Genomic DNA, 25,508 nt, shown 5'->3' with positions numbered 1-25,508 from the left:
GTGAACATATGGTAGGCAATTCGTCAGAGGGATTGTTTCTGCAAACCTGTCTCAAAGCTAAGATCAGATAAAGAAATGATGTTATGAAAAAGAGGTCGGATTACTTCCGACCTCTTTGTTTTTTCTTTATCTTTTCCATTCGCTCCCACATTTTTAAATGAGGATAAGGGTCAAATGACCATTCCGTGTAGCCGTTATCTTTATACATTCCATAATGGAGATGTGGAGGAAACTTTCCAGCAGTGCCTGGTGGACCGTAACCGGAGCTGCCGACAGAGCCGATAATCGTCCCCGGTTCAACGATTTGTCCCTCACGCAAATCGCTTACAAATCCGTTTAAGTGGGCAAAATAATGGTACGTATTGTTAATATCGCGGATGCCGACACGCCATCCTCCATATTTATTCCATCCTTTCAGCTCAACAATTCCATAACAAGTTGAACGTACGGGAACTCCATAACTAGCGAAGATATCTGTTCCTTCATGAATGCGTCTTCCGCCCCATCCTCTTGCGCTGCCCCATGTATTCTTGTAACTGTAATTGGAATAAAGGGGAAGAGGGAATACATGACCATCGAGCTTAAGGGTTTGATACTTTTTATAAATTTTGACTTTCCCTAAGATTAAATCGACTGTTTTGCTTCGTTGATAATAGTTCCATAATGCCATTTTAATATGCTGGTGGTCAGTTCCGTATGACTGGAGAAATCGGGCCATAGAGAAGATGATATCTTCATCGTTTGTTGGATCGGCTACACCATCTCCATTTCCGTCAATTCCCAATCCGCCAAATTGCGAGATCGTGAACGGGTTAGTATCATTTTCAGCTTTGTTGAGTGGCCCTGCCCATATTTCCGGCTTAATATAAATCCCAAGCACTCCTTTAGGTTTAGGGAGATCACGACGAACTTGACGAACATTTCGCTCATATTGATCAATGGCGGCAAAATAATACCAAGGAATGAGTGAGACAGCCTCCGCTTTTTTATACAATTCCATTCGTTGCTGATATATCTTGTCTTGATCAGTGCTTGTTTGCGCCAGTGCAGTAAGCGGTGTAGTAAAAGTAAATAGCGCGATGAGCGTGAGAACAACAAATTGATACACTCTTTTCTACTCCTTTCCCATCGGTCTCATATGTTTAGTTTGAGGAGATTCTTTCGTTTCATAAATGTTAAAAATCGGTAGACCAATCGGTTTGCGACAATTTCTTTGTGTTCGTCCGTTCTTTTTCTTATAATTAAGATATAACTTTAAATTATTGGAGTGTGAAAAATGGCTACAAATGAAGAACGTCTTCGAAAACCAGAATGGTTAAAGATAAAATTAAACACAAACGAAAATTATATCGGCTTAAAGAAAATGATGCGTGAAAAACAACTGCATACAGTATGCGAAGAAGCGAAGTGTCCAAACATTCATGAATGTTGGGCGGTAAGAAGAACGGCAACATTTATGATTTTAGGTAATGTTTGTACGCGCGCTTGTCGCTTCTGTGCAGTAAAAACAGGATTGCCGACGGAGCTAGATTGGCAAGAGCCAGAGCGCGTGGCTGATTCCGTGCGTCTCATGAATTTAAAACATGTCGTGGTTACTGCAGTAGCTCGGGATGATTTAAAAGACGGAGGCGCAGCTGTATTTGCGGAAACAGTACGGGCAATTCGCCGTAAAAATCCGTTGACAACCATTGAAGTCCTTCCTTCTGATATGGGAGGCGTATATGAAAATTTAAAAGTTTTGATGGATGCGCGACCAGATATTTTAAATCATAATATTGAAACGGTTCGACGTCTTACACCAAGAGTACGTGCGCGTGCTACATACGAGCGTTCTCTTGAATTTTTGCGTCGTGCCAAAGAATTGCAGCCAGATATCCCGACAAAATCGAGCATTATGGTTGGCCTTGGTGAGACGAAGGAAGAAATTCTCGAAGCGATGGACGACTTACGGGCGAATCATGTCGATATTTTAACGATCGGTCAATATTTGCAGCCAACGAAAAAACATTTGAAAGTCGAAAAATATTACCATCCACATGAATTTATGGAGCTGAAAGAAATTGCGTTAAGCAAAGGATTTAGCCATTGCGAAGCGGGTCCGCTTGTTCGCTCGTCTTATCATGCCGATGAACAAGTAAATGCTGCTACCCGCCAAATGAAAGCATAAATTCAAAAAACGGTCTGATTCCTTCTCAAAAGGAAATCAGGCCGTTTTATTTATTAAGGAAAGAGAGTATCAATCTTCCAAGAAGTCTAGTCCGGCATCTGTCCTCTTATGTCAAATGAACTCGTTACGAAGCAATCAGTACTTCTGAGTGTGAAGAACATTTGGCTTCGTAAACGATTCGTGCTATCTCCGCTTTCTTCATTGTGCAGATCCGGCGACCGTTCCCTAGATACGCTTTAGTTCCACTGCGGCGGCAACACATTGAGTCAACTTCTTTGAGTAACCCACGCAAGATTACATGAAGTTTGGTCTGAGCCTCCCCGCAGATCCTTTCAGTATGTTTCGAGGGATGCGGGTCGCTACTGTCTAGCTCGGTTCGCAATCAGTTTGCTTCACTCAACATTTGCTTAGAGCATGGTTTGAAGAGAGCTCTGTGGTCAAACCAGCTCTCCTTGGTGGGAAGAATATGTGCCCATCGCACTTAACAGAGAGACTTATTTCGTTCCCATTTGTTTTGGTGTGCCATCGTGAGTATCACGATCGAGACGGTCGTTCCTTTCATTAATCATTTCTCCGTTTGCATTTTCCCCGTCGTTTAATTTACGACCTTGAGGATATTTCAACATTTCTTTAATCGTTGTATCAATAATTTGGTCGATGTTGCGGCTGTTTGAATCTAAACGACCGAAGCGCTCAATTTCTTTCATCATGCGCGGGTCGTCAGCTACGTATACGTGGTAGTAGCGCGGGACAACAGAAAGCGCTGTCTTCTTCACTTGGTCAGCTGTTTCAAAACGGTTTTTTGTATCCGTATCGTAAGCAATTAACACTTCTTCATCTGTTACAAGCGTCGCAACATCATTGACGTTTGGAAGCTGTGTACACAATTTGCTAATTAAATCAGCGACACGTTCACGATTTAGTGTCGGCATATTTGCGTATTGATTCATATCACCGGGAATAGGGCTTTTTTGATGGCGAACATAACCAAAATTGTTCATCGGTGTATCATCGCCGTTTGGAACTCCTTCATCGTTATATAAATCATTACGATCTGTTACGTTAATTGTGTTGCCGCTTCGTTCCAATATGTCATCATCGTTATTTTCAGCCATTTGCGCACATCCAACTAGCGAAACAGTAGCGCTAATGGATAACGCAAGTAACGTCTTTTTCAATGCAAACACCCCCTCACCTTCAGCATGCCTTTCTTTGCAAACTTTGATAACAGTAATTGATTGGGAACGTTTCATCATTTATGATTAAAAGTGAAAGATGAGGTGAATAGAATGATTTGCATTAACAATACGTGTTATGAATTAATCGAAAATGTAAAGAACGGTTTTAATGAAGAAGCATTTCGCGCGCGCTATGCCGATATTTTAAATAAGTATGATTACATTGTCGGGGATTGGGGATATAATCAATTGCGTTTAAGAGGGTTTTTTGATGATCATAATCAAAAAGCCACGTACGATACAAAAATTAGTACGTTGTCAGAATATTTGTATGAGTATTGTAATTTTGGTTGCGCGTATTTTGTATTGCGGAAAGTAAAAAGGTAAAAATGGCTATCTCATTCCAATATGAGATAGCCGTTTTTTATCATAAATTATACTTGTCCGTAAGGAAATTGCTCATTTTTTCTCGGATCGTCATGCGGTGGATGGGCCCCCGGATCTTGTCTCGGAATGTCTTGATGCAACGATTTGTATTCGTAGTTAAAGGCGCTATAATAACGCTGACCTTTTTTCCATGGAGTACTTTTGTTTTGCACAGGCTCGTTCTTACCACGCGGGGAACCGTACGGACCTTCTGGAAGCGTTTCCGGAACAAGAAAATTTCGGATTTTTTCGACCGTAGAAAAATCGCTGTATTTTTCCTCTTCTCTCATATTATCACCTTCTTCGCAAGGGGGTTACGTATAATAATTTCCCCTGAACGAAAAGGAGCTATGAAATAAATTCATTTAAAAATGAGCGCAAATCGTTGGCATCTTCTTCGCTTAGGTGATACGCCTGCTCTAAATAACCCGGTTCGTCTAAATCATCTTGACCGATAATGGCAAAGCGGTTACTTTGCATATTGAGGACCAAATATTTTCCATAAAAGCGATCCGTTTGAATAATCGCCAAATCAAAACGTTGCTGCTTTCCTAAAAAGCTGACAAATCGTGTTTTCGTTTCCACTGTATCATCGTATAAGAAAAAGCGTTCATCCATTACTTATTTCCTCCATCCAAACAAAGTTATATTTTTATGATAACAAACGTTCATGTAAATGTCTGTATGGATTTGGTGTGATACAATAGAAGAGAAACATCCAAAACAGGGGGGATAATAGATGTACTTTGTCGATCGTAATAAAATTGAGAAAACATTACGTTACATGGAAACGTTATTACGTGTGTATAAACAGCAATCATCATGGGAGGGAGAGCTTGCCCAGCTTGCTTTGGAGCGCACCATTCATCTGTTGATTGAAGCGGTGTTAGATGTCGGAAATGCGATGATTGACGGTTTTATTATGCGCGATCCGGGCAGCTACGAAGACATCATCGACATTTTAACAGATGAAAAAGTAATTACTGAACATGATGCAAAAGGTTTGAAAGCGATTATTTCATATCGAAAAATGCTCGTCCAACAGTATACAGACGTTCATCATTCACAATTGTTAGAAACGGTCAACGAGCACTTCTCAGCATTACAATCGTATCCGATGGCGATTCGGACGTATTTGGAAAACGAACTCGGACCGGTATCAGCATTCCGAAATTAGCTCGAAAAGTGCGTAAACATAAGAAATACTATAAAATGAAGGGGAAGGCGGTAACGGTGATAGACTACAAATTCCCTTCTGCGAAACAGAGAAGTCGAAAAGTGTTTCACCGTAATTAGTGAAACGCTGTACGCCTCATTTGCAGACATTAAAGCGTAATGGACTTGTACATGTCATTACTTGTTCGCCAAGCGATGGACAAGCGAACGAACGTATACGAACTGCCGGGAAAAGACAAAGAAATGCCCCTTAAATTGGTAAAAAACTGAATGATCGTGATTCTGTTTCAAATACGAACGGAACGAATGAACAAACAATACAGCTACGATTTTTTCAACTTGCCGGGATGGCACAATGAACAAGGTGCTAATCACAGTTATTTACACATGCGGGATGTAGTGTTACAAACGTGTATGGACACAAAAGAGATGTATTCATTAATCAGTTACAATATATGTAAAAACGCTTCAGATTGCCAAGAAGCGTTTTTGTTTTTGACATTTGCCATCCCTTGAGATAAAGTGTGTTACGTGTAAATGTGAAAAGGGAGTGAATGATGTTGAAAAAATATAAAGGATATTTAATCGATTTAGACGGTACGATGTATCGTGGAACAGAATGCATTGTTGAAGCGCGTGAGTTTGTCAAAGAATTATACCGACGTGATATTCCGTACTTATTTGTGACGAATAACTCATCACGGACGCCAGCACAAGTGGCAGAAAAACTTCAATCGTTTGACATTCCGGCAACAGAACAACAAGTGTTTACGACAAGCCAAGCCACGGCCAATTACATTTTTGAGAAAAATCCGAATGCGTCTGTCTATGTTATTGGAGAAGAAGGAATTCAAACCGCACTTAAGGAAAAAGGATTTACATTCGCAGGAGAAACTGCTGACTTTGTCGTAATGGGAATTGATCGAAGCATTACATACGAAAAACTAGCAGTGGCTTGTTTAGCGGTTCGCAATGGAGCTACGTTTATTTCAACAAACGGTGATATCGCAATTCCAACGGAACGAGGGCTATTGCCAGGAAACGGGTCGTTGACAGCGGTTGTGGCTGTATCTACCCAAGTTCAACCGATTTTTATCGGAAAACCAGAAAAAATTATTATGGAACAGGCATTAAAAGTTCTCGATGTACCAAGAGAAGACACCTTAATGATTGGTGATTATTATGATACCGATATTATGGCAGGGATGAATGCAGGGATCGATACATTGTTAGTTCATACGGGAGTGACGACAAAAGAACTATTACAGCAATATGAAAAACAGCCAACATACACTGTTGACTCGTTACAAGAGTGGATGGAACGAATTTAAATAACAAAGGAGGCGCGTGTGTTTTTTCGAAAAAGAAGAAAAGCGCCTCCGTTTTTTTATTCACTATGAGTCGCTCGATGTGCCAACCGGCTTGAAGCAGCGGCCGCAATGGCCCCGACGATGTCATCTAAAAACGTATTGCATTTTCCAGTTGATTTATCGTTTAAGTATTGTAAAATTCCCGGTTTTTGTTTATCAATATAGCCATAATTGGTGAATCCGATAGAACCATATACATTGACAATCGATAGCGCTAAAATTTCGTCTACCCCGTATAATCCTTCGTCACGGCGAATAATAGATTGTAATGGTTCATCCAATTTGCCTTCTTCGGCCAAACGATCAAGCTGAATGCCGGTAAGGATTGCATTTTGTACTTCCCGTTTCGAAATAACACGATTGACGTTTTCGATACACTCTTCAATTTGTAAATCCGGATGGTATTTCGACTGAAGATAGTAGACGAGTTGAGCGATATCTTCAATGGTGACACCGCGCTCTTCTAACCATTGGCGCGCAGTTTGTTCAAGGTTCGTCATGCTCTGTTCTTTCATTCGCTTCACCTGTTTCTTTTATAAAGTGTTTTTTATTATATGTTTATCATGACACAAATGTGTCTTTCATGTAAACCATGCTGCATTTATTGTGAGGAAGGGAAGATTTTTTTAAACAGACCCTCATATACTATTTTTATGAAGGGGGTAAGGGAGTGCGTGACATCATTAGCAATGAATACGGGCTAACCGTTGAGCGATGGGAAAAAATAGGACGTTATGATACGTTTATATGGAAAAATTATCGCTATATTTTAGTGCCTGCTTTACTGAGAACGGAAGCAGAAATCAGCGAATTGCAACAAATGAGTGCTTATTTATCGGCAAAGGGAGACGTGACGGTGGCCACATTTGTGCCAACACGAACCGGAACACTTATGACCCATATTTCTGAACAACCTGTTGTTATTCTTCGCACGTATGTTCAGTCATATACGAGACAAGTTGTTGTTGGAAGGGAATTAGCAAAGCTTCATCATCGTGGCCGCTTATTTCCTGTGCCGGTTGTCCATTGCAAACGGATTGGACAATGGAAAGAGCTTTGGGGAAAACGGCTTGATCAAATGGAAGAGTTTTGGCGAAGCAAAACCCAACTAGGGCCCGAAGATGCATTTGATCGATTATTTATCGAATCGTTTCCTTATTATATTGGTCTAACAGAAAATGCCATTCAATATGTAGCCGATACCGAATTAGATGAGGTACCTAGTACAGTCGATTCAGCTACGATTTGTCATGAGCGATTACCGAACGCTCTCTGGGTGGAAGGAAAGGAAAGCAAGTTAGCAATAGATTGGGTATATGATCATTGCGCCCGCGATTTAGCCGAGTGGGTGCGCCATATGTATGTAAAGAGATCTGCTATTGCGGAAGAGGAAATTAGGCAGTTTTTTCGCGAATATGAACATACCACTCCGCTGTCGGCATTTTCTTGGCGGCTAATTTATGCGCGTTTATTATTTCCGCTTCATTATTTTGAGTGCATTGAAGGATATTACGTAACGGAGCACGAAGAGGAAAAAAAGAAGTATGAACAGACATTGATCACTATTCTTGACCGTTCACGGGAATATGAGCGATTTTTAGGCTCTTTCTATGACCTTCTGGAACTTTCTTCCCGTCGATGGCGCTTACCGAAAATTGGCTGGCTTTCTTATGCTTAGGACAGAACGGTGGTAGCGATATCATCGTTTTTTTATGGGCAATTATGGTAAGATAAAAACGGCAATGTGTTTTTATAGAAGAGAAAGGAGTTTTAGCAATGAATAAACCATACGTGTTTATTACAAGGAAACTGCCGGATGAAGCGATAAAGCCGTTAACAACATTGGCTGAGGTGAAGATGTGGCCATATGAGGATGTGCCAGTGACACGGGAAGTCTTACTTTCGGAAGCAAAAAAAGCGGACGCGCTTTTTACGATGTTATCCGATCGAATTGACCGTGAAGTGATGGAAGCAGGGGAGTCATTAAAAGTCATTGCCAATTTAGCAGTGGGCTTTGATAATATTGATGTTTCATTTGCGACAGAACGCGGTATCGCTATTTGCAACACACCCGATGTGTTGACAGATACAACCGCTGATTTAACTTTTGCGTTATTATTGGCAACGGCTCGTCGCGTTGTAGAGGCAGCGGAATTTGTCAAAGCCGGTGAGTGGAAGAGCTGGAGTCCATTTCTTTTAGCTGGACATGATGTTCACCATAAGACGATTGGAATTGTCGGTATGGGGAAAATCGGTCAAGCCGTAGCTAAGCGGGCTACTGGATTTGAAATGAACATTTTGTATCATAACCGCTCACGAAACGAAGAAGCGGAACGAAAGTTAGGCGCAACCTATTGTACGTTTGCTGAATTATTGGAAAAATCGGATTTCGTCGTTTGTTTAACACCACTGACGAATGAAACACGTTGGTTGTTTAATCGAGAAGCGTTCCAGATGATGAAACGCTCTGCCATTTTCATCAATGCGGCTAGAGGAGCTGTTGTTGATGAGGAAGCGTTATATGACGCACTGATCAACGGAGAGATTGCCGGAGCAGGATTAGATGTATTCGAGAAAGAACCGATCGATCGAAACCACCCGTTATTAGCGTTAAACAATGTCGTGGCACTTCCGCATATTGGTAGCGCAAGTGTGGAAACGCGCGTAAAGATGATGGAATTGTGTTGTCGCAACATTGTTGCTGTGTTAAAAGGTGAAGCACCAGAAACGTTGGTCAATCAACAATGGTTAGAAAAGACGAGACGAGTTTTATAATCATCAAACGAGCAGTCTCCTCGCGAGACTGTTTTTTATAAAAAAAATTATCTGAATTTACTTGATGTTAAGCGTTTTCAATATATAAGATAATAAAATAATGATTGTAAAAGACAGGAACATCTTTTATAATGTCTACTATAAAAATACAACTGTACATAACAGAAAAACAAAAGGGGTGGAGAGCATGGTGAATCCAATTTCGGTTGGTTTGTTAGGATTAGGAACAGTAGGCAGCGGGGTTGTGAAAATCATTGAAAATCATCAAGATCAACTCATCCATCAAGTCGGCTGCCCGGTTACCGTAAAAAAGATTCTTGTTCGAGATATATATAAAGAACGCGATGTGAAAGTGGACTCAAGCCTATTGACAACGAATGTGGATGAAGTCATCAACGATCCAGGCATCGATGTAATTATTGAAGTAATGGGCGGCGTCGAAGAAACGAAACAACATCTTTTACGAGCGTTGCAGCAAGGAAAACATGTCGTTACCGCGAATAAAGATTTAATGGCATTATACGGATCGGAGTTGTTAGCTGCAGCGACTGAAAATGGATGCGATTTATTTTACGAAGCAAGCGTTGCGGGAGGCATTCCGATTTTACGTACACTTGTTGATGGTTTGTCTTCTGACCGGATTACAAAAATGATGGGAATCGTCAATGGAACAACGAACTTTATTTTAACAAAAATGTGCAAATACGGAAGCGCCTATGAAGAAGTATTGGCAGAAGCACAAGAGCTCGGGTATGCTGAAGCGGATCCATCTTCTGATGTCGAAGGGTTAGATGCAGCAAGGAAAATGGCAATTTTAGCGCGATTAGGGTTTTCTATGAACATTGATCTAGAAGATGTCCAAGTACGAGGGATTACGGACATTACGGAAGAAGACTTGAATTACGGAAAGCGATTAGGCTATACGATGAAGCTCATTGGTATTGCCCATCGTGAAGGAGAGAAAGTTGAGGTAAGCGTACAACCCACGTTCTTGCCTGATTCCCATCCACTGGCATCAGTGAGTGATGAATACAATGCGGTATACGTATATGGAGAAGCGGTTGGAGAAACGATGTTCTACGGTCCTGGAGCGGGAAGTTTGCCGACGGCGACAGCGGTTGTTTCTGACTTAGTGGCTGTCATGAAAAATATGCGGTTAGGTGTGAACGGTCGAAGCGCAGTAGCACCACAATACGAAAAGAAATTAAAAGCGCCAGCAGAAATTTTCTCGAAATACTTTTTACGTATTCATGTGAAAGATCAGGTCGGAGCATTCGCAAAAATTACAACACTGTTTTCAGAACGGGGTGTCAGCTTCGAGAAAATTTTACAATTACCATTAAAAGAGAACGGTCTTGCGGAGATTGTCATTGTCACTCACAAAGCTTCCCAAAAAGATTATGAAGATATTTTACAGCAATTGAGTGATCTTGAAATAGTTCATAATATAAAAAGTTGGTACCGTGTAGAAGGGGATGGAAAATGATGATGTGGAGAGGAATCCTGCACGAATACCGTGATTTTTTGCCCGTAACGGAACGAACACCTCAGCTTTCTTTGCAAGAAGGAAATACGCCGCTTATTCCACTGCAACGTTTGTCTAAGCAGTTAGGTATCGAGTTATACGTCAAAGTTGAAGGTGCGAATCCGACCGGATCTTTTAAAGATCGCGGCATGGTCATGGCGGTAGCAAAAGCGAAAGAAGAAGGGAGCCATACGATCATTTGCGCTTCAACGGGAAACACTTCCGCTGCGGCTGCCGCTTATGCTGCCCGTGCTGGCTTGCGCTGCATTGTTGTTATTCCGCACGGAAAAATTGCCATGGGAAAATTAGCGCAAGCGGTGATGTACGGAGCAGAAATTTTCGCAATTGAAGGAAACTTTGACGAAGCGTTAAAGATGGTCCGCCGCCTTAGCGAAATGGCTCCGATTACGCTTGTTAACTCAGTCAATCCATATCGTATCGAAGGACAAAAAACGGCCGCTTTTGAAATTTGTGATCAGCTTGGTAAAGCGCCTGACATTCTGTCAATTCCGGTTGGAAACGCCGGCAATATTACGGCTTATTGGAAAGGATTTAAAGAATATCATGTAAAAAAACAAACGGGGCTTCCAGAAATGCGTGGCTTTGAGGCAGAAGGAGCAGCTGCCATTGTCCGCAATCGAGTTATCGAACAGCCGGAAACGGTGGCGACGGCCATTCGAATTGGCAACCCGGCTAGCTGGGAAAGGGCGGTTCAAGCAGCTGAAGAATCAAAAGGAAAAATCGATGAAGTATCCGATGCGGAAATTATAGAGGCATATAAACTTCTCGCACGCAAGGAAGGGATTTTTGCTGAACCGGCTTCATGTGCATCTATTGCCGGTGTGATCAAACAACGGAAGCGAAACGAAATTCAAGAAGGAAGCACTGTTGTTGCTGTATTGACTGGTAATGGGCTAAAAGATCCGACGATTGCGATGGAAGTGGCCGATATTCAACCGCTTGTTCTTCCAAACGATGAAAAAGCTGTATTTGAGCATATCCAAGGAGTTGTCCATCAATGAAAGAAGATGGGATGTTAAAAATCGTTGTCCCGGCGAGTACAGCGAATTTAGGACCGGGATTTGACTCCGTAGGTCTCGCTGTTTCTCGCTATTTAGTATTAGAAGTGCGGCGGGGGGATGAATGGCGGTTTATTCCTCGTTCGCCGGAAGTGCAAACAATTCCGAGGGGAACAGAGAATTTAGTGTTTCAAGTAGCGGAAGAAGTAGCAAAACAATATGGCTGCACGTTACCGAACTGTGTTGTCGACGTATATAGCGATATTCCGTTTACACGAGGGCTGGGCAGCAGTGCGGCGGCGGTTGTTGCGGGAATTGAACTAGCCAATGAGCTTGCTTGCTTGTCATTAACTATCGATGAAAAGGCACGACTAGCTAGTTGCTATGAGGGACATCCTGATAATGTCGGTGCATCATTGTATGGCGGATTAGTCATCGGAAGCCATAGTGAACAGGAGACAAACATTCTTTCGGTTCCTGATATCGAACTTGATCTTGTTGCTGTTATTCCGAATTATGAATTGGAGACGAAAAAAGCACGCAATGTTCTTCCGCATTTTTTTTCAAAAGCGGCAGCGGTGGAAGCAAGTGCAGTAAGCAATGTGCTTGTAGCTTCATTATTAACGAAAAATTGGGAATTGGCAGGAAAAATGATGGAATCCGACTTATTTCATCAGCCGTATCGAAAAGAACTCGTTCCTGAATTATCGATGGTGCAAAAGCTTGCCAAAGAATATGGTGCTTTCGGGGTTGCGCTGAGCGGGGCAGGCCCGACTGTTCTTTCTTTTGCGGAGCCAGGAAAAGGAATCTTCATAAAAGAAAAGTTATCAGAACATTTTCAAGATTGCACGGTTGAGCTGTTAAAGGTAGAACAAAGGGGAAGTCAAGTATATTATAATATGGCCTTAGAAAAATAACAGCGATTCCCAATGAGAATCGCTGTTATTTTCATGTAGCTTTGAGAACTATTCTCGTCATCTTCGCCTTTTTTAGAACACTTGTTCAACTTCAACGACACCAGGTACTTCTTCTAAAAGAGCACGTTCAATTCCTGCTTTTAATGTGATCGTCGAGCTTGGGCAGCTTCCGCAAGCACCGAGCAGGCGTAATTTGACTACTCCGTCTTCTACATCGACAAGTTCGCAGTCACCGCCGTCGCGAAGCAAAAATGGGCGTAGTTTATCTAAAACTTCTTGGACTTGTTCTTTAATTTCTTGATCGCTCATTCTTATCGACTCCTTTCTTTAACTTTATTATAATCATGATAAAGAAAAAAATCTAATAACTTTTTTCGCTTAAGAGAGGAAAGGTGGCAAATATGTTATTTAAGCCCGTCGAAATATGTGTGTATGGCGCAGAGGTGATTTGCCCCTCTTGTGTCAATTTACCCTCTTCAAAGGAAACGTATGAATGGTTAGAGGCCGCCATCAAACGGAAATATCCGGATCAGCCATTTACGATTTCATATATCGATATTTTCAATCCACCTGAGGATGAGGAGAAGAAAGCTTTTGCCGCAAAGGTAATTGAAGAAGATTTATTTTATCCGGTTGTGCTAGTGGAAGGAACGATTGTTGGTGAAGGAAATCCAAAATTAAAAGTGATTTATGAGGCAATGGAAAAGTACGGTTATAAAGCAGTAGAGAAGGAATAAACCAAAGAAAAGGGATGATCTCGCCCAAGAGATATCCCTTTTCTTTGGTTTAATAACCATTGTGATATTTGTACATCCAAAGGACACCGGACTTTAGAAGCCGTGGTACTCTTCCTGTTAACGGGCGATCGGCAACGAGACCGAATCCGTGTTTTTTGCCAAGCGAACCAAGGATCCCTTTTAATTTAATTGGCGGGAATTCGCTTGGCGGATCTTCCCCATTCCAGCGTTTTTGCAATACTTGAACAATTTGTTCTGCTTGTCCTTCCGCAAGCTGTGCGCTTGGAGCGTGCGGTAAGCTTGCACAGTCGCCAACGACATACACATTTTCATAGCCGGGGATATGGTGCTGCTTCGTTAAAATGACGCGTCCTTGTGCGTCTTTTGCCACATCTAATTCGCGAACGACTCGATTAGGTTGAATGCCCGCCGTCCAAACAATGGCATCACAGGCAATTGGCTCGTCATGGTTGTAAAGTACATTCTCTTCTACTTTTGTAATGTTAGAGCGGCGGATGATTTCTACTTTATGTTCTTCAAACCATTTTTCTACATAGTCGCTTAAGCGTTCTGGAAACATTGGTAAGATTCGCTCACCACGGTCAAATAACATAACGTGTAGATCCGGCCGGCTTTCTGAAAGCTCACTGGCCAGCTCGACACCGCTTAACCCAGCGCCAACAATTCCAACCACTGAACGAGGTGGCAAGTTATTTAATTTTTGATATGTAGCCCGTGCTTTATCAATCGATTGAATGCTGTAAGTGAATTCTTCCGCGCCAGGGACACCGTGATATTTATCTTCACAGCCTAAGCCGATGACTAAATCATCATATGAAATTGTCGAATCGTCTTGGAGAAAAACGGTTTGGTTATCTAAATCGACTTTTACTACTTCCCCGAAGCAGTAAGTTAATTGGGGATGTTCAGGAAATGGGACGCGAATATGATGGTCGCTAATCGTTCCCGCCGCAAGAGCATAATACTCTGTTTTTAAGCAATGATATGAAACGCGGTCAACAAGTGTAATGTGAACGTTCTCAGGTAAATGATTTGGGAGGAGACGAAGCAAGATGCGCATATTTCCATATCCCCCACCAAGTAGAACGAGGTGTCTCATACGAAAAATCCCCTTTGTTATTGTCTTTTGAAGCACAACGTGTAACAAAATGTCACTAAAAGTATAGCGAAATTGTGACAAAATAACAACAATTTTTCGGAAAAATGATAAATATATGAACAAAAGAGAGGATAAATGCCAGCCAATATATAAAATAAAGCATCATAAATTGACGTTTGCGCAAAAAACGGATACGATGGAAGGCAGTAGAGAGGTGATGAAGCATTGATTCAACCAATTATTGAATTTTGTATGAGCAATTTAGCGAACGGTTCGCAAAAAGCGTTAGAAATATTAGAAAAGGATCCGAATTTGGATATTATTGAATACGGGTGTTTAAGTTATTGCGGAAAATGTGCGAAATCATTATTTGCTTTAGTGAATGGAGAAGTAGTTACAGGAGAGACACCTGAACAATTAGTGGAGAATATTTATAAATTTCTGGAGGAAAATCCTATGTTTTGAGGAAAAGCGGCTTCCGATGCCAACGGAAGCCGCTTTTTTTGCCTATTATGATTGAGGTGTCTGCTGGTTGTCACGAATTTCTTGCCACCGCTCCTGTGCCATACGAACAATTCCTTTTTCGATCGTTTCGTTCTTTTTGGCGGTAACTTTAGAAAAATATAAAATGGCTTCTTTTGTATTGTTTAGTCTTCTATGTAATTCACCGATTAAATAAAGGAGACGTACTTCCGCCATGTGTGTGCCAACAAAATCATCTTTACTATAAGATGTTGTATATTCTTGCAGAGCTAGTCGCATAAATCGTTCTTCTTGATCGTGAATGTTGTATGTTCGATAGAGCCAAGCAAGACGCATATATAAACCGGCTAATACAATATGTTTTTCTTGTTTTAATGTTGCTGAATAAATTCCAAGCTTATAAGTATTTACCGCTTCTTGAAACGTTCGTTTTCCGCTATATTGTATTCCCCCTTTCCATGCTTGGCAGATGTTTTTTTGAATGGCATCAAGTGTGGAAGGGGGAAAATAAGAAGAAAATTCTTCAGTAACGGCAAACCCGCAATGAGGACAAATGCTTACATAATAAAAAAGAGGATTTAAATCGTCTGGTTGGTAATAAGAACAAAAATCGGTATCATGTCGAATTGCACGCACAAAGCGTGAGCGAATTTTCTTTGTGCTATACGGCTGCTTGCAAACGAGGCAAGTCATATGTTGGTCATATAATGCATCTACATTCATTGAGCATCCTCCAGCCTATTTGAATAACGATGTTCCCCATCATTATAACGGAAAATCTGTATCGTTCCTATTCCTTTTTGCTTAAAATAGAGAAAGAGGATGCCGCGTGGACATCCTCTTTCCAAGTGTATATGAAAAAACGGGGGATATTTTCATTGTGTCCCGATGATGTTCCCTTTATACTTATAGATAAAAAATTTTTATGTTTAGGAGGAAACAATGGATCGCTTTTCGTTTACAAAAATGCATGGATTAGGAAATAGCTACATATATGTAAATATGTTTGAGGAAACCATTCCAGAGTCGCTATTGTCGGAGCTAGCTGTTAAGGTATCGAATGTTCATACGGGAATCGGTGCAGATGGAATGATTTTGATTTGCCCGTCGGAAGTGGCACCTGTAAAAATGCGGATTTTTAATAGTGACGGTTCTGAAGGAAAAAATTGCGGCAACGGGCTTCGTTGTGTAGCAAAATATGCGTATGAACATCAATTGGTAAACGAACGATCGTTCTTTATTGAGACATTATCAGGACTAGTAAAGGCGGAAGTGTTTGTAGAAGACGGAATCGTGACGAAGGTAACGGTTGATATGGGAAAACCGCGATTAAAGAGAAGCGAAATCCCAATGCTTGGTGAAGAGGCTGCACAAGTCGTGGCAGAAAAAATAGAAGTGGCTGGCGAGACCTACGAAATCACAGCCGTGTCAATGGGAAATCCGCACGTCATCTTTTATGTCAATGATATCAATCAAGCACCGGTAACGACATTGGGGCCGATTGTCGAAAAAGATCCGCGTTTTCCAGAAGGAGTCAATGTTGAATTTGTGGAGGTCGTCAATGACTGTGAGCTTCACTTTCGCGTATGGGAGCGAGGTTCAGGGGTGACACAGGCGTGTGGAACCGGGGCATGTGCGGCAGTCGTGGCTTCTGTGCTAAACGGTAAAACGGCTCGAAATCAAGAAACGGTTGTTCATCTTGCTGGCGGGGATTTATCGATCACCTGGACGGATGAAGGAAATGTATTCATGACTGGACCAGCGGAAACGATTTGTACAGGTGTTTACTATATATGAAATATTTGAGCCGAATGTGTAAAAACAGATATACTAAATAGTAAGGAGGGAAAAAACATGGCTGACGTAATTATTCTTACTGAAGCAGCTGCTTTTCAAATTAAGGATATGATGAGAGAAAATGGAGAGGAAGGTGCCTACCTTCGTGTTGGAGTGAAGGGTGGCGGTTGCAGTGGTTTATCGTATGGCATGGGCTTTGATCATGAACGTCATGATAATGACCATGAATTTGAACAGCATGGGATTAAAATACTAGTCGATAAGGAAAGCGCCCCAATTTTGCAAGGAACGGTGATTGATTATAAACAATCGCTCATGGGAGGCGGCTTCACGATCAATAACCCGAATGCGATCGCGACATGCGGCTGTGGTTCATCATTCCGAACAGCAACGAATACCGGTACACCAGAGCAGTGTTAAACGGTTAAACGGCGATATACAACGGTTTTAGAGGCGGGATATTTCTATCGCAAACATAAACGGATAATTCAGATAGGGTCGATAATTACACCGTAAAATTCGGTGATAAACAACCCCGGACAAACATATTAACGACCCTAAAATTCGCTTAATAGAGTTGCGGATAACGACCTTCCTACCGATGAGATTCGATATTCATCGGTGGGGAGGTTTTTTATTTGACTTTAAAGAGAAAGAAAAGGCGGGCTGAACGAGTTTCGCCAAAGCAATATCCGAAACTAATTAGTAATAGCAGGAAAACGGATAGAGGGATTGAGAGAGCATGCATTACAAGATTACATAAAAACATGGGGTTACTTTACGAATTGGTTAAAGAAAAATTACGGTGAAATTCAAGCAATCGATCAATTAACTACGGAAGTATTAAGAATTTCCATTAATTACATGGAACGTGTTGCAAAACGCATAATGGATGCATAAAAAGACAAGAAAAATCCACCTTTTTAGAAATTATATACAGTGAACAAAAAACCTATTTCCAAGAGGTGGACACGATCATGATTTCCATTTTGTTATTGAACATGCAATGAATAGCGAAATGGATCCTCTTTTACAAGCTTTGTTTCTGTACATTGACCAATTTTCTTTACCGGAAGCCCCTTATGTGACAGGGTGACCACCCATTTCGAAAAAATCATTATTAAAATGTTTCTTGTTAAAAACTTGTTTTTTCATTGCTTCTTTACGCCAGTTGGTGGACACACTGAATCGCTTCGGCTACTTCCGACGAATTTGGGGACTCCCCTTCTTTCTACGTTTTCACGTGTAGGGAAATGGGTTCGAGAATAAGGTTTTCTGCTTTTAACGCCCAACTTCCCAATGATTTAGGCGGTCGGTATCCAAAAGTAGTTATCATCCATCGACAGTATGGCACTCCGAAGCTGTCTCTATGATTCTCAAGCCGGATGGGGATCTCGACTCGGTACCACTGGTTCAAAGGATACTTTGTACCACAGCGGAAGGAATTATCTTATCTCATACTCTTGCAACATCCAATCAACATGATGCAGCCGTTGCGATTGAGTGATTTCCTGCTTTAAAAAAGCGGCAGATTGAGTTTTCCTTTGGAGATGATCTCTATAACAGTGAAAAAGTTCGTCCAACGCCGAACAAACAAGAATCTTTTTTATTTCGTCCATGAATCCTCGAAATAGTTATGAATGAAAAGCTGTCTACGGTCGGGTAATTTCTTCGTTTTTGAAAACCCATTCGGAAAGTGGTTGTTTCGTTTAACAGACATTCAATTAGTTAAACAACTACGTTGATATGGGTTCACCGCTACTTTCTGTATGTACAATTATGCATCCTTATGCACAATTTTGAGTTTTTACTCTGGTTTTGCACCACCATTAATAATTATAATTATATGGAAAGAAACACTAATATGAATGAAGAATGCAAGTAAAGAAAATTAAATACGATTTTCAGTTCGTAGTTCTATAGATTGATAGAAAAGAAAAAGACTATGGAGGACATTGTAGGAAATGAATCAGGAGGAACGAAATGAGTGATAAAGATTGTAACAGACGTAATTTTTTTGATTATCTTTTGCAATGGGATAATTCTACTCCTGTCCCTAAAATGCAAATTTTTTCAACTGCTTTAGGATGGCATTGCCTATTATTTTTGGCGCGTTGATTGGTCATGTAGAAATTGGATTAATAGTTGCTCTAGGAGGTCTTTTTATTAACCCTCCAAATGATAATGAACCATTAAAGGTGGAAGTTTTAAATTATGTGCAAGTAATTTTTACAGGATTCATTGCAATTAGTTTAGGAGCATCTATTGGAAATAATCATTCTTTACTAGCCAGTATCTTTCTGGTGTTTATTAACGGATTTGTTTCTTTAGTAGGTGGCATTAATCGTACATTAGCTGTTAACAGTGTACGTTTTACTATTTTTTTTATTATTGGTACAGGTATATCGTTACCAACACAGGTCAATCCATTTATTATTGGCTTGCTATTTTCTCTAGGTTCTATATGGGCTGCTTTTATATCTCTATTTTTTTCTATTTCTTATCTGTTTTTTATGAAACAGAAAAAGTCTAGTCAGTCCTTATCTAACAATGATTCAAATGCTGATTTTCCTACGCAATTTAGATACTGGCTATTCAGATTGAAAAAATTTCAGACTTGGTTCTATACGATCCGCTTGGTTTTGTGTTTGAGTATCGCTCAGGTTATTCAATTATTATCAGAGAACCCGCATGCCTATTGGATTAGTCTGACTATTGTTTTGGTACTTCAAAGAAATACATCTAGTGGTCCTTCTAGAATTTATCAACGTGCTGTAGGAACATTTTTCGGTGTGTTGATTGGTGGTATCGTATTAATATTTCCTTTGTCCATTCTATGGATTATTGTCATAGTAGCGCTCATCGGTGGTGTTCGTAGTTATTTAAAGGTCCGAAATTATGCAGTTTATTCGATGGTAATGACACCATTGCTTTTTATTTTGCTAAGTAGAGGAAAACAAATTTCTTTTGATCTGATTATCGATCGGCTTATGTATACTTTTGTTGGCTGTACCATTACCCTTGTTTTCGGTTATTATATTTGGACAGGTGTAGAAAAACAAAAATGAGTAAAAAAATATAAAGTATTACGAATCATTTACTGCGATTTTGATTTTCAGACCGTTCGTAAAAGCACACCATTAGGGAAAAGCGGACACAACGCTGCAAATATCGTTGTTTAACGTTTGTAAAGGTGCGTGGAAATATTTACGAACGTCTACGAAACCGTGGGACGTTGTAGGGATTCGATTCAAAAGGTAATAACCGTACTTAATTGTGTATGTGTTCAAAAATGGGAGCCGAATATCTTCGGGCTCCCATTTTATTATCCACTCATTATTTACCGATAAACATTTGTGTCCAGTGGTTTCCAGCTTGCTCAAAACCTACTCCAATGTGAGTAAACTGTTTATTTAAAATGTTGGCTCTGTGACCAGGGCTATTCATCCAAGCTGTAACAACCTCTTGTGGGGTACGTTGACCTTGAGCAATGTTTTCACCCGCTGTTTTGTAAGTAACACCAAAATCCCTCATCATATCAAAAGGAGAACCATAAGTCGGACTTGTATGTGAGAAATAATGGTTTTGTTGCATATCCTGTGATTTCTTCTGAGCCACAGCACTTAGCTGAGTATCCGCTTTTAAAGCAGGAAGACCTGCTCGAGCTCTTTCTTTGTTCGTTAATTCAATTACTTGTTGAGCATATTGGCTGATCCCTGTAGAAACCTGAGCCTGCTGTTGCTGAGTTGGTGTCTGTTGTTTAGGTTGAGTTTGTTGTTGTGTTGGTGTTTGTATTTGCTGTTGTGCTGGTGTTTGTATTTGATTTGGTACTAGTACATATTGTCCATTCAATTGTTGCTGAAGTCTTGCTTGCAACTCAGCTGCTTCTTTAGGATCCACTTGAACAAATTTGTACTTTGCATCTTGGATCAATACCGCTCTTGTATGAGGATATTTGTTACTTGGTATTGATGTATACGAAGCCGAAATATTCATGTTTTTATTATCATAATTGTCATTACGGTCCGTATCCCTTATGTTACACGCTGCAAGTCCCATTACTAGGGCAGAAGCTGCGAGAAAGCCAGTCATTTTCTTTATCATGCTAATGCCTCCTAAAGGTATTATTTTTACACCCTTAGTTTTTATATCTTTGAAAGAAAATAAATATGGGAATAACTGTGGTAAATGGAAGGTACGAAGAATAAAAGCAAGTTACTTATGGGGGAAATACGGAGTCAAATGCGATTCAGTGGTTTATGGTGAGAAAACTAACGGGTTTGTTTTAAGGTAGGTCTGCGATTTTTTTCAATTTCCTCTATTTGTATGTAGCAATGACTTTGGGCATTATTTGAAATTATCGGTAAGAAATGAGGTTAAAAACAATCCTCAGACCTTTGCATAATTGGATTAAAACATTGATATTATGCGTTTCAATCTCCGGCAAACATACCGCATAATTTACGATGAATAATCCGAATGCCATTGCAACGTGTGGTTGCGGTTCGGCATTTCGAACAGCGACGATGCTAGTATGCCAAAGCAATGCTAATGATGATCTCCTTAACGATCGTTTCTTTTTCGCTAAGGAGATTTTTTATTGAGTAAATGTATTCATTAAAAGCAATAAATTAAACACCATTCACCTTTATACATTAAAGAAGGGAAGGATTGTGAAACTGCAATGGAATTTTATATTGGCACTCTTATCGGCGATCATTATAGCCATTTTTGCCGTTGCGAATGTGGAGGGCATTTCTGTTCATTATTTATTGGGAAAAACCGAGAAGCCACTGATTATTGTGGTTTTAGGATCAACAGTGACGGGAGGAATCATCATTGGTTCTATCGGTCGGTTTCGCCTTTTTATGTTGCGACGACAAGTCAAAATGTGATCAAAGGAAAATGAAGAGTGAAAGGAAAAACGAGTATGTTAAGGGAGAAAAAGACAAAGCTATCTGCTTTATCTCTAGAAACGGAATAGATGTGTAGGGATGTCTTGCGAGCAAAGACATCCCTGCTTTGATGATTAGAACATGGAAGAAGAATGCATAGGTTGTACTTTTGCATTCGGATCAATATAGGCTTTTGCGTTGTTTACCGCTGTTGGAGCTTCACCGAAGCCGCAGGCGATTAGTTTAACTTTTCCTTCATACGTGCAAATATCTCCTGCCGCGTACACACCCGGAATATTTGTTTCCATTTTGGAGTTCACTTTAATCGAGTTTTTCTCAATTTCAAGCCCCCACTCTTTAATTGGACCGAGCGAGGAAACGAAACCATAGTTGACGATAACCGCATCAACATCAATCGTTTCGCGTGATCCGTCTTTAACATGTTCGAGTATTACTTGACGAACGCCGTTTTCATCGCCAATTAGTTCAACTGGAACAAATGGTGTTTTTACTTCTACTCGTGAGTTCATTAAATTTTCTACGCTATGTTCGTGAGCACGGAATTTATCGCGGCGATGCACAATGGTGACTTTTTCAGCAATCGGCTCTAACATCAGTGCCCAGTCTACCGCAGAGTCTCCACCACCGCAAACAAGTACTTTTTGTCCAGCAAATTTATTTAAATCATCAATGAAGTAATGCAAGTTTTTGCCTTCGTATTGTGCCGCGCTCTCAAGCTCGAGACGACGTGGTTGGAATGCACCGTTCCCCGCTGTAATGATTACAGTTTTGGAATAGTGAATTTCTTTATTCGTTGTTAACTTAAAAATGCCGTTGTCTAGTTTTTCTAACTTTTCAACGGATTGTTCTAAGCAAATAGTTGGATTAAATTTTGCCATTTGTTCTTTCAAGTTATTAATAAGTTCTTGTGCACGAATTTTTGGGAATCCAGCAACATCATATATATACTTTTCGGGATAAAGGGCAGAAAGCTGTCCGCCTAACTGTGGCAAACTTTCGATAATTTTGACACTAGCTTGGCGCATTCCACCGTAAAAGGCTGTAAATAATCCCGTCGGGCCACCACCGATAATCGTGATGTCATACACTTTTTGATCCTCTTTCATGACTGACTAGTTCCCCCTTAAACATGAATTGTCTATACCCGATAGACGGCTAATCCTATCATATCATAAAAAAATCACATAAAGTATTTTTTACCTTTAAAATTTGAAAAAATGACTTGAAAAGATTCAAAAAAAGGACTAATATGTTTTAGTGGATAGATTGTTAAGATTTTACGACAATTTTTTTACGATTTTTTGTATTTTTTTATCTATTATCGTGAATTAGTTCACAAACTTCGTTCAATAAAAATGTATGTAGCGGCAAAAGATATGCGTAAGCTGCAAAATCTAAAAAAGGGTGGAAGTGATTTCGTTGAAAAAGCCAAATGTTGTCATTTTAGGTGCTGGTTATGGCGGTTTAATGACGACCGTACGTTTGCAAAAAATGGTCGGTGTCAATGAAGCAAACATTACGTTAGTGAACAAAAATGATTACCATTACGAAACGACATGGCTCCATGAAGCATCTGCAGGTACGTTGCACCATGATCGTGTACGTTACCCAATCGCTGATGTCATTGACCGCAACAAAGTGAACTTTGTGAAAGATACCGTTGTAAAAATTGTTCCAGATGAAAAACGAGTCATTTTGCAAAACGGGGAACTTTCTTACGATTATTTAGTTGTTGCGCTTGGTTTTGAATCAGAGACATTCGGCATTAAAGGGTTAAAAGAATATGCGTTTTCGATTGCCAATGTCAATGCATCACGCCAAATTCGCGAGCATATTGAATATCAGTTTGCTACGTATAACACAGAAGAAGAAAAACGTGATGAGCGCTTGACTATCGTTGTTGGCGGTGCTGGATTTACAGGTATTGAATTTTTAGGGGAACTTGTAAATCGTGTTCCAGTGCTTTGCCGTGAGTATGATATCGACCCGCATAAAGTGCGTATTATTTGTGTAGAAGCGGCGCCAACAGCACTTCCGGGCTTTGATCCAGAGTTAGTTGAATATGCGGTTGGTCTATTGGAACGTAAAGGCGTCGAATTTAAAATCGGGACGGCCATTAAAGAATGTACACCGGATGGAATTATTGTGGCAAAAGGCGATGAAATCGAAGAAATTAAAGCTGGAACTGTTATTTGGGCAGCCGGTGTCCGCGGAAGCTATGTGATTGATGAATCCGGCTTTGAAGCTATGCGCGGTCGCGTTAAAGTTGACCCATTCTTACGTGCTCCTGGCCATGACAACATTTTCATTGTTGGGGACTGTTCGTTAGTCATTAATGAAGAAACCAATCGTCCATACCCACCAACGGCGCAAATTGCGATGCAACAAGGTGAGCTATGTGCGAAAAACCTCGCTGTGTTAATTCGTGAGCAAGGAGAATTGCAACCGTTCAAACCAGATATTAAAGGAACGGTATGCTCACTTGGTCATGATGATGCGATTGGCGTTGTCTTTGGCAAAAAAATGTGGGGCACAAAAGCAAGCTTCATGAAAAAAATGATTGACAACCGTGCGCTTTATTTAATCGGTGGTCCATCGCTTGTCATGAAAAAAGGAAAATTTAAATTCTTTTAATGCGATTTGGGCAAACGAAAGGACAAGTCCTTCATGTTTGCCCTTTTTCGTTATTTTTTTATCGAAAAGGGATGGTGAATATGGGAGAGAAGCGCGGCAATGTATGGTTAGCAGCGGCTGGATTAGTGATCAACTCAGCTGGAGAATGGCTTGTTGTAAAGAAAAAATACGGGGGATTAAAAGACAAATGGTCGCTACCAGCAGGGTTTGTACAACCAGGTGAAACGTTAGATGAGGCGGCGGTTCGTGAAATCAAAGAAGAGACAGGTATTGATGCAGAAATTGTTGGATTGATCGGAATGCGCACCGGTGTCATCCGCGATGAAGTAAGCGATAATATGGCTATTTTCCTGCTCCGAGCTTTATCAGAAAAGATTATCGTTCAAACAGAAGAATTATGGACAGCCACATTTTCGAAAAAAGAAGTTTTAAAAGAAGATAAAAATACATCAGCATTATTGTTGCATTTATTGCAATTAGAGCCTTTTTCGTACTTATCACTTCATGATGGTATGAATCCAGGAGAGCCGTTTGGATACACAAAATATCACCTTTATTTTAAAAATTCGAAAAATTGAGATATATAAAGAAAATGAAAGCATAATGTTGATGTATCCGTTTACATCAATGGAAATGGCAGAAATTCTCCTCTTTCTTTTTAGATGAAATTTTGTTATATTATCAGAAAATTAAGAAAACAGAGAGGGGAATAACAAATGAAACAAACAGAACAAACGCTATGTCCATATTGTGCGGGGCACGGATATGTTCAATTGCTTTTAGGTGGGTCAGAAACATGTTATTGTTGTTCCGGAAAAGGAACAGAGCCGAAAAATAAATAATCGTCTTCGTTGACTCCCCATCGGTCATTCAGTACACTTAAAAAGGATATACTGGAGGTGATGGGGATGGAAATGAGCTTACCCGTTTTAATCATATCGATGTTGCTATTTTTCGTATTATTTTTTGGTATCGGCTTTTTATTAAATATGATATTAAGGCAGACATGGATCATGGCGATTTTAAGTCCAATCATTTTTATATTCATTATTGATGACGTGAGATGGACTGAATATTTTACAGCGCCAAGCGCTTCATTTTCTGCATTAAAACATAAAATTATGTCGTTAGCACCGGCAGATGTAATGATTCTTGGAAGCGGATTAGTCGGAGCGATTTGCGCTGGAATTGTCATTCGGACGCTGCGGGCAAAAGGATATCAAATGTTTTAAGGCTTTCGCATCTTAAGCGGAGGCTTTTTTAATTTT

31 protein-coding genes and 2 pseudogenes are annotated in these 25,508 nt (G+C 40.3%); 23 read left to right on the top strand and 10 right to left on the bottom strand.

The window, feature by feature from the left end:
* Positions 1 to 100: 100 nt before the first annotated feature.
* On the bottom strand, positions 101 to 1,045 hold the full coding sequence (locus HNR31_RS11790; protein ID WP_228485726.1) for a M23 family metallopeptidase: 945 nt from the start codon (positions 1,043 to 1,045) through the stop codon (positions 101 to 103).
* A gap of 231 nt (positions 1,046 to 1,276) precedes the next feature.
* Between HNR31_RS11790 and lipA the strand changes: the two genes are divergently transcribed.
* A complete protein-coding gene (gene lipA, locus HNR31_RS11785; protein ID WP_181556435.1) occupies positions 1,277 to 2,167 on the top strand; it encodes a lipoyl synthase in 891 nt (296 codons plus the stop codon).
* Positions 2,168 to 2,661: 494 nt separating this feature from the next.
* On the opposite strand, the gene HNR31_RS11780 is transcribed toward lipA, so the two are convergent.
* Entirely contained in the window at positions 2,662 to 3,345 is a 684-nt protein-coding gene (locus HNR31_RS11780; RefSeq protein ID WP_181556434.1) for a YhcN/YlaJ family sporulation lipoprotein, read from the bottom strand.
* A gap of 111 nt (positions 3,346 to 3,456) precedes the next feature.
* On the opposite strand from HNR31_RS11780, the gene HNR31_RS11775 reads away from it, so the two are divergent.
* A complete protein-coding gene (locus HNR31_RS11775) occupies positions 3,457 to 3,732 on the top strand; it encodes a YutD family protein (RefSeq protein WP_181556433.1) in 276 nt (91 codons plus the stop codon).
* A gap of 47 nt (positions 3,733 to 3,779) precedes the next feature.
* Here the strand turns inward: HNR31_RS11775 and HNR31_RS11770 are convergent, their stop codons facing one another.
* Positions 3,780 to 4,061, bottom strand: coding sequence for a cytosolic protein (locus HNR31_RS11770; RefSeq protein WP_181556432.1), 282 nt, complete (start codon positions 4,059 to 4,061; stop codon positions 3,780 to 3,782).
* Between the two features lie 58 nt (positions 4,062 to 4,119).
* Positions 4,120 to 4,389, bottom strand: coding sequence for a DUF3055 domain-containing protein (locus HNR31_RS11765; protein WP_181556431.1), 270 nt, complete (start codon positions 4,387 to 4,389; stop codon positions 4,120 to 4,122).
* 121 nt (positions 4,390 to 4,510) lie between these two features.
* Between HNR31_RS11765 and hepT the strand changes: the two genes are divergently transcribed.
* A complete protein-coding gene (hepT, locus tag HNR31_RS11760) occupies positions 4,511 to 4,948 on the top strand; it encodes a type VII toxin-antitoxin system HepT family RNase toxin (protein WP_181556430.1) in 438 nt (145 codons plus the stop codon).
* A 559-nt stretch (positions 4,949 to 5,507) separates the two neighbouring features.
* Positions 5,508 to 6,278, top strand: a complete 771-nt coding sequence (locus HNR31_RS11755) for a TIGR01457 family HAD-type hydrolase (RefSeq protein ID WP_181556429.1) — start codon at positions 5,508 to 5,510, stop codon at positions 6,276 to 6,278.
* 56 nt (positions 6,279 to 6,334) lie between these two features.
* On the opposite strand, the gene HNR31_RS11750 is transcribed toward HNR31_RS11755, so the two are convergent.
* On the bottom strand, positions 6,335 to 6,832 hold the full coding sequence (locus HNR31_RS11750) for a phosphatidylglycerophosphatase A family protein (RefSeq protein ID WP_181556428.1): 498 nt from the start codon (positions 6,830 to 6,832) through the stop codon (positions 6,335 to 6,337).
* Between the two features lie 155 nt (positions 6,833 to 6,987).
* Here HNR31_RS11750 and yutH point away from each other — a divergent pair, with 155 nt between their 5' ends.
* The 5 genes from yutH to thrB all read left to right on the top strand — a co-directional run bounded on the left by yutH (position 6,988) and on the right by thrB (position 12,553).
* Entirely contained in the window at positions 6,988 to 7,995 is a 1,008-nt protein-coding gene (gene yutH / locus HNR31_RS11745; RefSeq protein ID WP_181556427.1) for a spore coat putative kinase YutH, read from the top strand.
* 98 nt (positions 7,996 to 8,093) lie between these two features.
* Positions 8,094 to 9,092 (top strand): 2-hydroxyacid dehydrogenase, encoded by a 999-nt coding sequence (locus HNR31_RS11740; RefSeq protein WP_181556426.1) that lies wholly within the window; start codon positions 8,094 to 8,096, stop codon positions 9,090 to 9,092.
* A 187-nt stretch (positions 9,093 to 9,279) separates the two neighbouring features.
* A complete protein-coding gene (locus tag HNR31_RS11735; protein WP_181556425.1) occupies positions 9,280 to 10,578 on the top strand; it encodes a homoserine dehydrogenase in 1,299 nt (432 codons plus the stop codon).
* A complete protein-coding gene (thrC, locus tag HNR31_RS11730; protein WP_181556424.1) occupies positions 10,578 to 11,639 on the top strand; it encodes a threonine synthase in 1,062 nt (353 codons plus the stop codon). Before HNR31_RS11735 ends, thrC begins: the two co-directional genes overlap by 1 nt.
* Positions 11,636 to 12,553, top strand: coding sequence for a homoserine kinase (gene thrB, locus HNR31_RS11725; protein ID WP_181556423.1), 918 nt, complete (start codon positions 11,636 to 11,638; stop codon positions 12,551 to 12,553). Before thrC ends, thrB begins: the two co-directional genes overlap by 4 nt.
* 72 nt (positions 12,554 to 12,625) lie before the next feature.
* Here the strand turns inward: thrB and HNR31_RS11720 are convergent, their stop codons facing one another.
* A complete protein-coding gene (locus tag HNR31_RS11720) occupies positions 12,626 to 12,862 on the bottom strand; it encodes a NifU family protein (protein WP_181556422.1) in 237 nt (78 codons plus the stop codon).
* 92 nt (positions 12,863 to 12,954) lie between these two features.
* On the opposite strand from HNR31_RS11720, the gene HNR31_RS11715 reads away from it, so the two are divergent.
* On the top strand, positions 12,955 to 13,290 hold the full coding sequence (locus tag HNR31_RS11715) for a YuzD family protein (protein ID WP_181556570.1): 336 nt from the start codon (positions 12,955 to 12,957) through the stop codon (positions 13,288 to 13,290).
* Between the two features lie 49 nt (positions 13,291 to 13,339).
* On the opposite strand, the gene HNR31_RS11710 is transcribed toward HNR31_RS11715, so the two are convergent.
* A complete protein-coding gene (locus tag HNR31_RS11710) occupies positions 13,340 to 14,410 on the bottom strand; it encodes an NAD(P)/FAD-dependent oxidoreductase (RefSeq protein ID WP_181556421.1) in 1,071 nt (356 codons plus the stop codon).
* Positions 14,411 to 14,638: 228 nt separating this feature from the next.
* On the opposite strand from HNR31_RS11710, the gene HNR31_RS11705 reads away from it, so the two are divergent.
* On the top strand, positions 14,639 to 14,875 hold the full coding sequence (locus HNR31_RS11705; RefSeq protein ID WP_181556569.1) for a YuzB family protein: 237 nt from the start codon (positions 14,639 to 14,641) through the stop codon (positions 14,873 to 14,875).
* A 45-nt stretch (positions 14,876 to 14,920) separates the two neighbouring features.
* Here the strand turns inward: HNR31_RS11705 and HNR31_RS11700 are convergent, their stop codons facing one another.
* A complete protein-coding gene (locus tag HNR31_RS11700) occupies positions 14,921 to 15,616 on the bottom strand; it encodes a DUF2225 domain-containing protein (protein ID WP_181556420.1) in 696 nt (231 codons plus the stop codon).
* 219 nt (positions 15,617 to 15,835) lie between these two features.
* Here HNR31_RS11700 and dapF point away from each other — a divergent pair, with 219 nt between their 5' ends.
* From dapF to HNR31_RS11680, 6 genes and pseudogenes are all read left to right on the top strand, one after another.
* Positions 15,836 to 16,690: a diaminopimelate epimerase gene (gene dapF, locus HNR31_RS11695; protein WP_181556419.1), complete on the top strand. Its 855-nt coding sequence runs from the start codon at positions 15,836 to 15,838 to the stop codon at positions 16,688 to 16,690.
* A gap of 57 nt (positions 16,691 to 16,747) precedes the next feature.
* Positions 16,748 to 17,110 carry a HesB/IscA family protein gene (locus HNR31_RS11690; protein ID WP_181556418.1) on the top strand — a complete coding sequence of 121 codons (363 nt, stop codon included), beginning with the start codon at positions 16,748 to 16,750 and terminating at the stop codon, positions 17,108 to 17,110.
* Between the two features lie 312 nt (positions 17,111 to 17,422).
* Positions 17,423 to 17,590 (top strand): hypothetical protein, encoded by a 168-nt coding sequence (locus HNR31_RS11685; protein ID WP_181556417.1) that lies wholly within the window; start codon positions 17,423 to 17,425, stop codon positions 17,588 to 17,590.
* A gap of 106 nt (positions 17,591 to 17,696) precedes the next feature.
* Positions 17,697 to 18,503, top strand: a pseudogene (locus tag HNR31_RS19445) (transposase); the annotation flags it as partial.
* Positions 18,504 to 18,673: 170 nt separating this feature from the next.
* Positions 18,674 to 18,808, top strand: coding sequence for a hypothetical protein (locus HNR31_RS18780; protein ID WP_258561064.1), 135 nt, complete (start codon positions 18,674 to 18,676; stop codon positions 18,806 to 18,808).
* Positions 18,784 to 19,758 (top strand): FUSC family protein, encoded by a 975-nt coding sequence (locus HNR31_RS11680; RefSeq protein WP_181556416.1) that lies wholly within the window; start codon positions 18,784 to 18,786, stop codon positions 19,756 to 19,758. The genes HNR31_RS18780 and HNR31_RS11680 overlap by 25 nt, the downstream gene beginning before the upstream one ends.
* A 268-nt stretch (positions 19,759 to 20,026) precedes the next feature.
* Here the strand turns inward: HNR31_RS11680 and HNR31_RS11675 are convergent, their stop codons facing one another.
* Entirely contained in the window at positions 20,027 to 20,794 is a 768-nt protein-coding gene (locus HNR31_RS11675; RefSeq protein WP_181556415.1) for a CAP domain-containing protein, read from the bottom strand.
* A gap of 356 nt (positions 20,795 to 21,150) precedes the next feature.
* Here HNR31_RS11675 and HNR31_RS19150 point away from each other — a divergent pair.
* Together HNR31_RS19150 and HNR31_RS11670 are read left to right on the top strand one after the other, a co-directional pair.
* A pseudogene (locus HNR31_RS19150) lies at positions 21,151 to 21,242 on the top strand (iron-sulfur cluster assembly accessory protein); the annotation flags it as partial.
* A gap of 121 nt (positions 21,243 to 21,363) precedes the next feature.
* Positions 21,364 to 21,585, top strand: coding sequence for a lipopolysaccharide assembly protein LapA domain-containing protein (locus HNR31_RS11670; protein WP_181556414.1), 222 nt, complete (start codon positions 21,364 to 21,366; stop codon positions 21,583 to 21,585).
* A 134-nt stretch (positions 21,586 to 21,719) separates the two neighbouring features.
* On the opposite strand, the gene HNR31_RS11665 is transcribed toward HNR31_RS11670, so the two are convergent.
* The gene (locus tag HNR31_RS11665; protein ID WP_181556413.1) at positions 21,720 to 22,712 is read right to left on the bottom strand and encodes an NAD(P)/FAD-dependent oxidoreductase; all 993 of its coding nucleotides are present in this window, start codon (positions 22,710 to 22,712) and stop codon (positions 21,720 to 21,722) included.
* Between the two features lie 304 nt (positions 22,713 to 23,016).
* On the opposite strand from HNR31_RS11665, the gene HNR31_RS11660 reads away from it, so the two are divergent.
* The 4 genes from HNR31_RS11660 (at position 23,017) to HNR31_RS11645 (ending at position 25,472) form a co-directional block, all read left to right on the top strand.
* On the top strand, positions 23,017 to 24,240 hold the full coding sequence (locus HNR31_RS11660; protein WP_181556412.1) for an NAD(P)/FAD-dependent oxidoreductase: 1,224 nt from the start codon (positions 23,017 to 23,019) through the stop codon (positions 24,238 to 24,240).
* An 80-nt stretch (positions 24,241 to 24,320) separates the two neighbouring features.
* Positions 24,321 to 24,818 (top strand): NUDIX domain-containing protein, encoded by a 498-nt coding sequence (locus tag HNR31_RS11655; RefSeq protein ID WP_181556411.1) that lies wholly within the window; start codon positions 24,321 to 24,323, stop codon positions 24,816 to 24,818.
* A gap of 138 nt (positions 24,819 to 24,956) precedes the next feature.
* On the top strand, positions 24,957 to 25,082 hold the full coding sequence (locus HNR31_RS11650) for a YuiA family protein (RefSeq protein ID WP_181556410.1): 126 nt from the start codon (positions 24,957 to 24,959) through the stop codon (positions 25,080 to 25,082).
* Between the two features lie 66 nt (positions 25,083 to 25,148).
* Positions 25,149 to 25,472: a YuiB family protein gene (locus HNR31_RS11645; protein WP_181556409.1), complete on the top strand. Its 324-nt coding sequence runs from the start codon at positions 25,149 to 25,151 to the stop codon at positions 25,470 to 25,472.
* The last annotated feature ends 36 nt before the right edge of the window (positions 25,473 to 25,508 follow it).

Origin of the sequence: Thermaerobacillus caldiproteolyticus, assembly GCF_013761245.1 — a bacterium.
Taxonomy (GTDB): Bacteria; Bacillota; Bacilli; order Bacillales; family Anoxybacillaceae; genus Thermaerobacillus; species Thermaerobacillus caldiproteolyticus.
Note: the sequence above shows the minus strand (reverse complement) of the source record. Positions and strands in the feature narration are given on the sequence as shown.

What these genes read in the sequence shown, in the direction of transcription:
- HNR31_RS11740 (WP_181556426.1), top strand. Translation starts at nt 8,094, where the DNA reads ATGAATAAACCATACGTGTTTATTACAAGGAAACTGCCGGATGAAGCG.
- hepT (WP_181556430.1), top strand. Translation starts at nt 4,511, where the DNA reads ATGTACTTTGTCGATCGTAATAAAATTGAGAAAACATTACGTTACATG.
- HNR31_RS11715 (WP_181556570.1), top strand. Translation starts at nt 12,955, where the DNA reads ATGTTATTTAAGCCCGTCGAAATATGTGTGTATGGCGCAGAGGTGATT.
- HNR31_RS11735 (WP_181556425.1), top strand. Translation starts at nt 9,280, where the DNA reads ATGGTGAATCCAATTTCGGTTGGTTTGTTAGGATTAGGAACAGTAGGC.
- HNR31_RS11655 (WP_181556411.1), top strand. Translation starts at nt 24,321, where the DNA reads ATGGGAGAGAAGCGCGGCAATGTATGGTTAGCAGCGGCTGGATTAGTG.
- HNR31_RS11750 (WP_181556428.1), bottom strand. Translation starts at nt 6,832, where the DNA reads ATGAAAGAACAGAGCATGACGAACCTTGAACAAACTGCGCGCCAATGG.
- HNR31_RS11770 (WP_181556432.1), bottom strand. Translation starts at nt 4,061, where the DNA reads ATGAGAGAAGAGGAAAAATACAGCGATTTTTCTACGGTCGAAAAAATC.
- HNR31_RS11765 (WP_181556431.1), bottom strand. Translation starts at nt 4,389, where the DNA reads ATGGATGAACGCTTTTTCTTATACGATGATACAGTGGAAACGAAAACA.
- HNR31_RS11690 (WP_181556418.1), top strand. Translation starts at nt 16,748, where the DNA reads ATGGCTGACGTAATTATTCTTACTGAAGCAGCTGCTTTTCAAATTAAG.
- dapF (WP_181556419.1), top strand. Translation starts at nt 15,836, where the DNA reads ATGGATCGCTTTTCGTTTACAAAAATGCATGGATTAGGAAATAGCTAC.
- thrC (WP_181556424.1), top strand. Translation starts at nt 10,578, where the DNA reads ATGATGTGGAGAGGAATCCTGCACGAATACCGTGATTTTTTGCCCGTA.
- HNR31_RS11645 (WP_181556409.1), top strand. Translation starts at nt 25,149, where the DNA reads ATGGAAATGAGCTTACCCGTTTTAATCATATCGATGTTGCTATTTTTC.
- lipA (WP_181556435.1), top strand. Translation starts at nt 1,277, where the DNA reads ATGGCTACAAATGAAGAACGTCTTCGAAAACCAGAATGGTTAAAGATA.
- thrB (WP_181556423.1), top strand. Translation starts at nt 11,636, where the DNA reads ATGAAAGAAGATGGGATGTTAAAAATCGTTGTCCCGGCGAGTACAGCG.
- HNR31_RS11665 (WP_181556413.1), bottom strand. Translation starts at nt 22,712, where the DNA reads ATGAAAGAGGATCAAAAAGTGTATGACATCACGATTATCGGTGGTGGC.
- HNR31_RS11675 (WP_181556415.1), bottom strand. Translation starts at nt 20,794, where the DNA reads ATGATAAAGAAAATGACTGGCTTTCTCGCAGCTTCTGCCCTAGTAATG.
- HNR31_RS11650 (WP_181556410.1), top strand. Translation starts at nt 24,957, where the DNA reads ATGAAACAAACAGAACAAACGCTATGTCCATATTGTGCGGGGCACGGA.
- HNR31_RS11775 (WP_181556433.1), top strand. Translation starts at nt 3,457, where the DNA reads ATGATTTGCATTAACAATACGTGTTATGAATTAATCGAAAATGTAAAG.
- HNR31_RS18780 (WP_258561064.1), top strand. Translation starts at nt 18,674, where the DNA reads ATGAGTGATAAAGATTGTAACAGACGTAATTTTTTTGATTATCTTTTG.
- HNR31_RS11720 (WP_181556422.1), bottom strand. Translation starts at nt 12,862, where the DNA reads ATGAGCGATCAAGAAATTAAAGAACAAGTCCAAGAAGTTTTAGATAAA.
- HNR31_RS11700 (WP_181556420.1), bottom strand. Translation starts at nt 15,616, where the DNA reads ATGAATGTAGATGCATTATATGACCAACATATGACTTGCCTCGTTTGC.
- HNR31_RS11710 (WP_181556421.1), bottom strand. Translation starts at nt 14,410, where the DNA reads ATGAGACACCTCGTTCTACTTGGTGGGGGATATGGAAATATGCGCATC.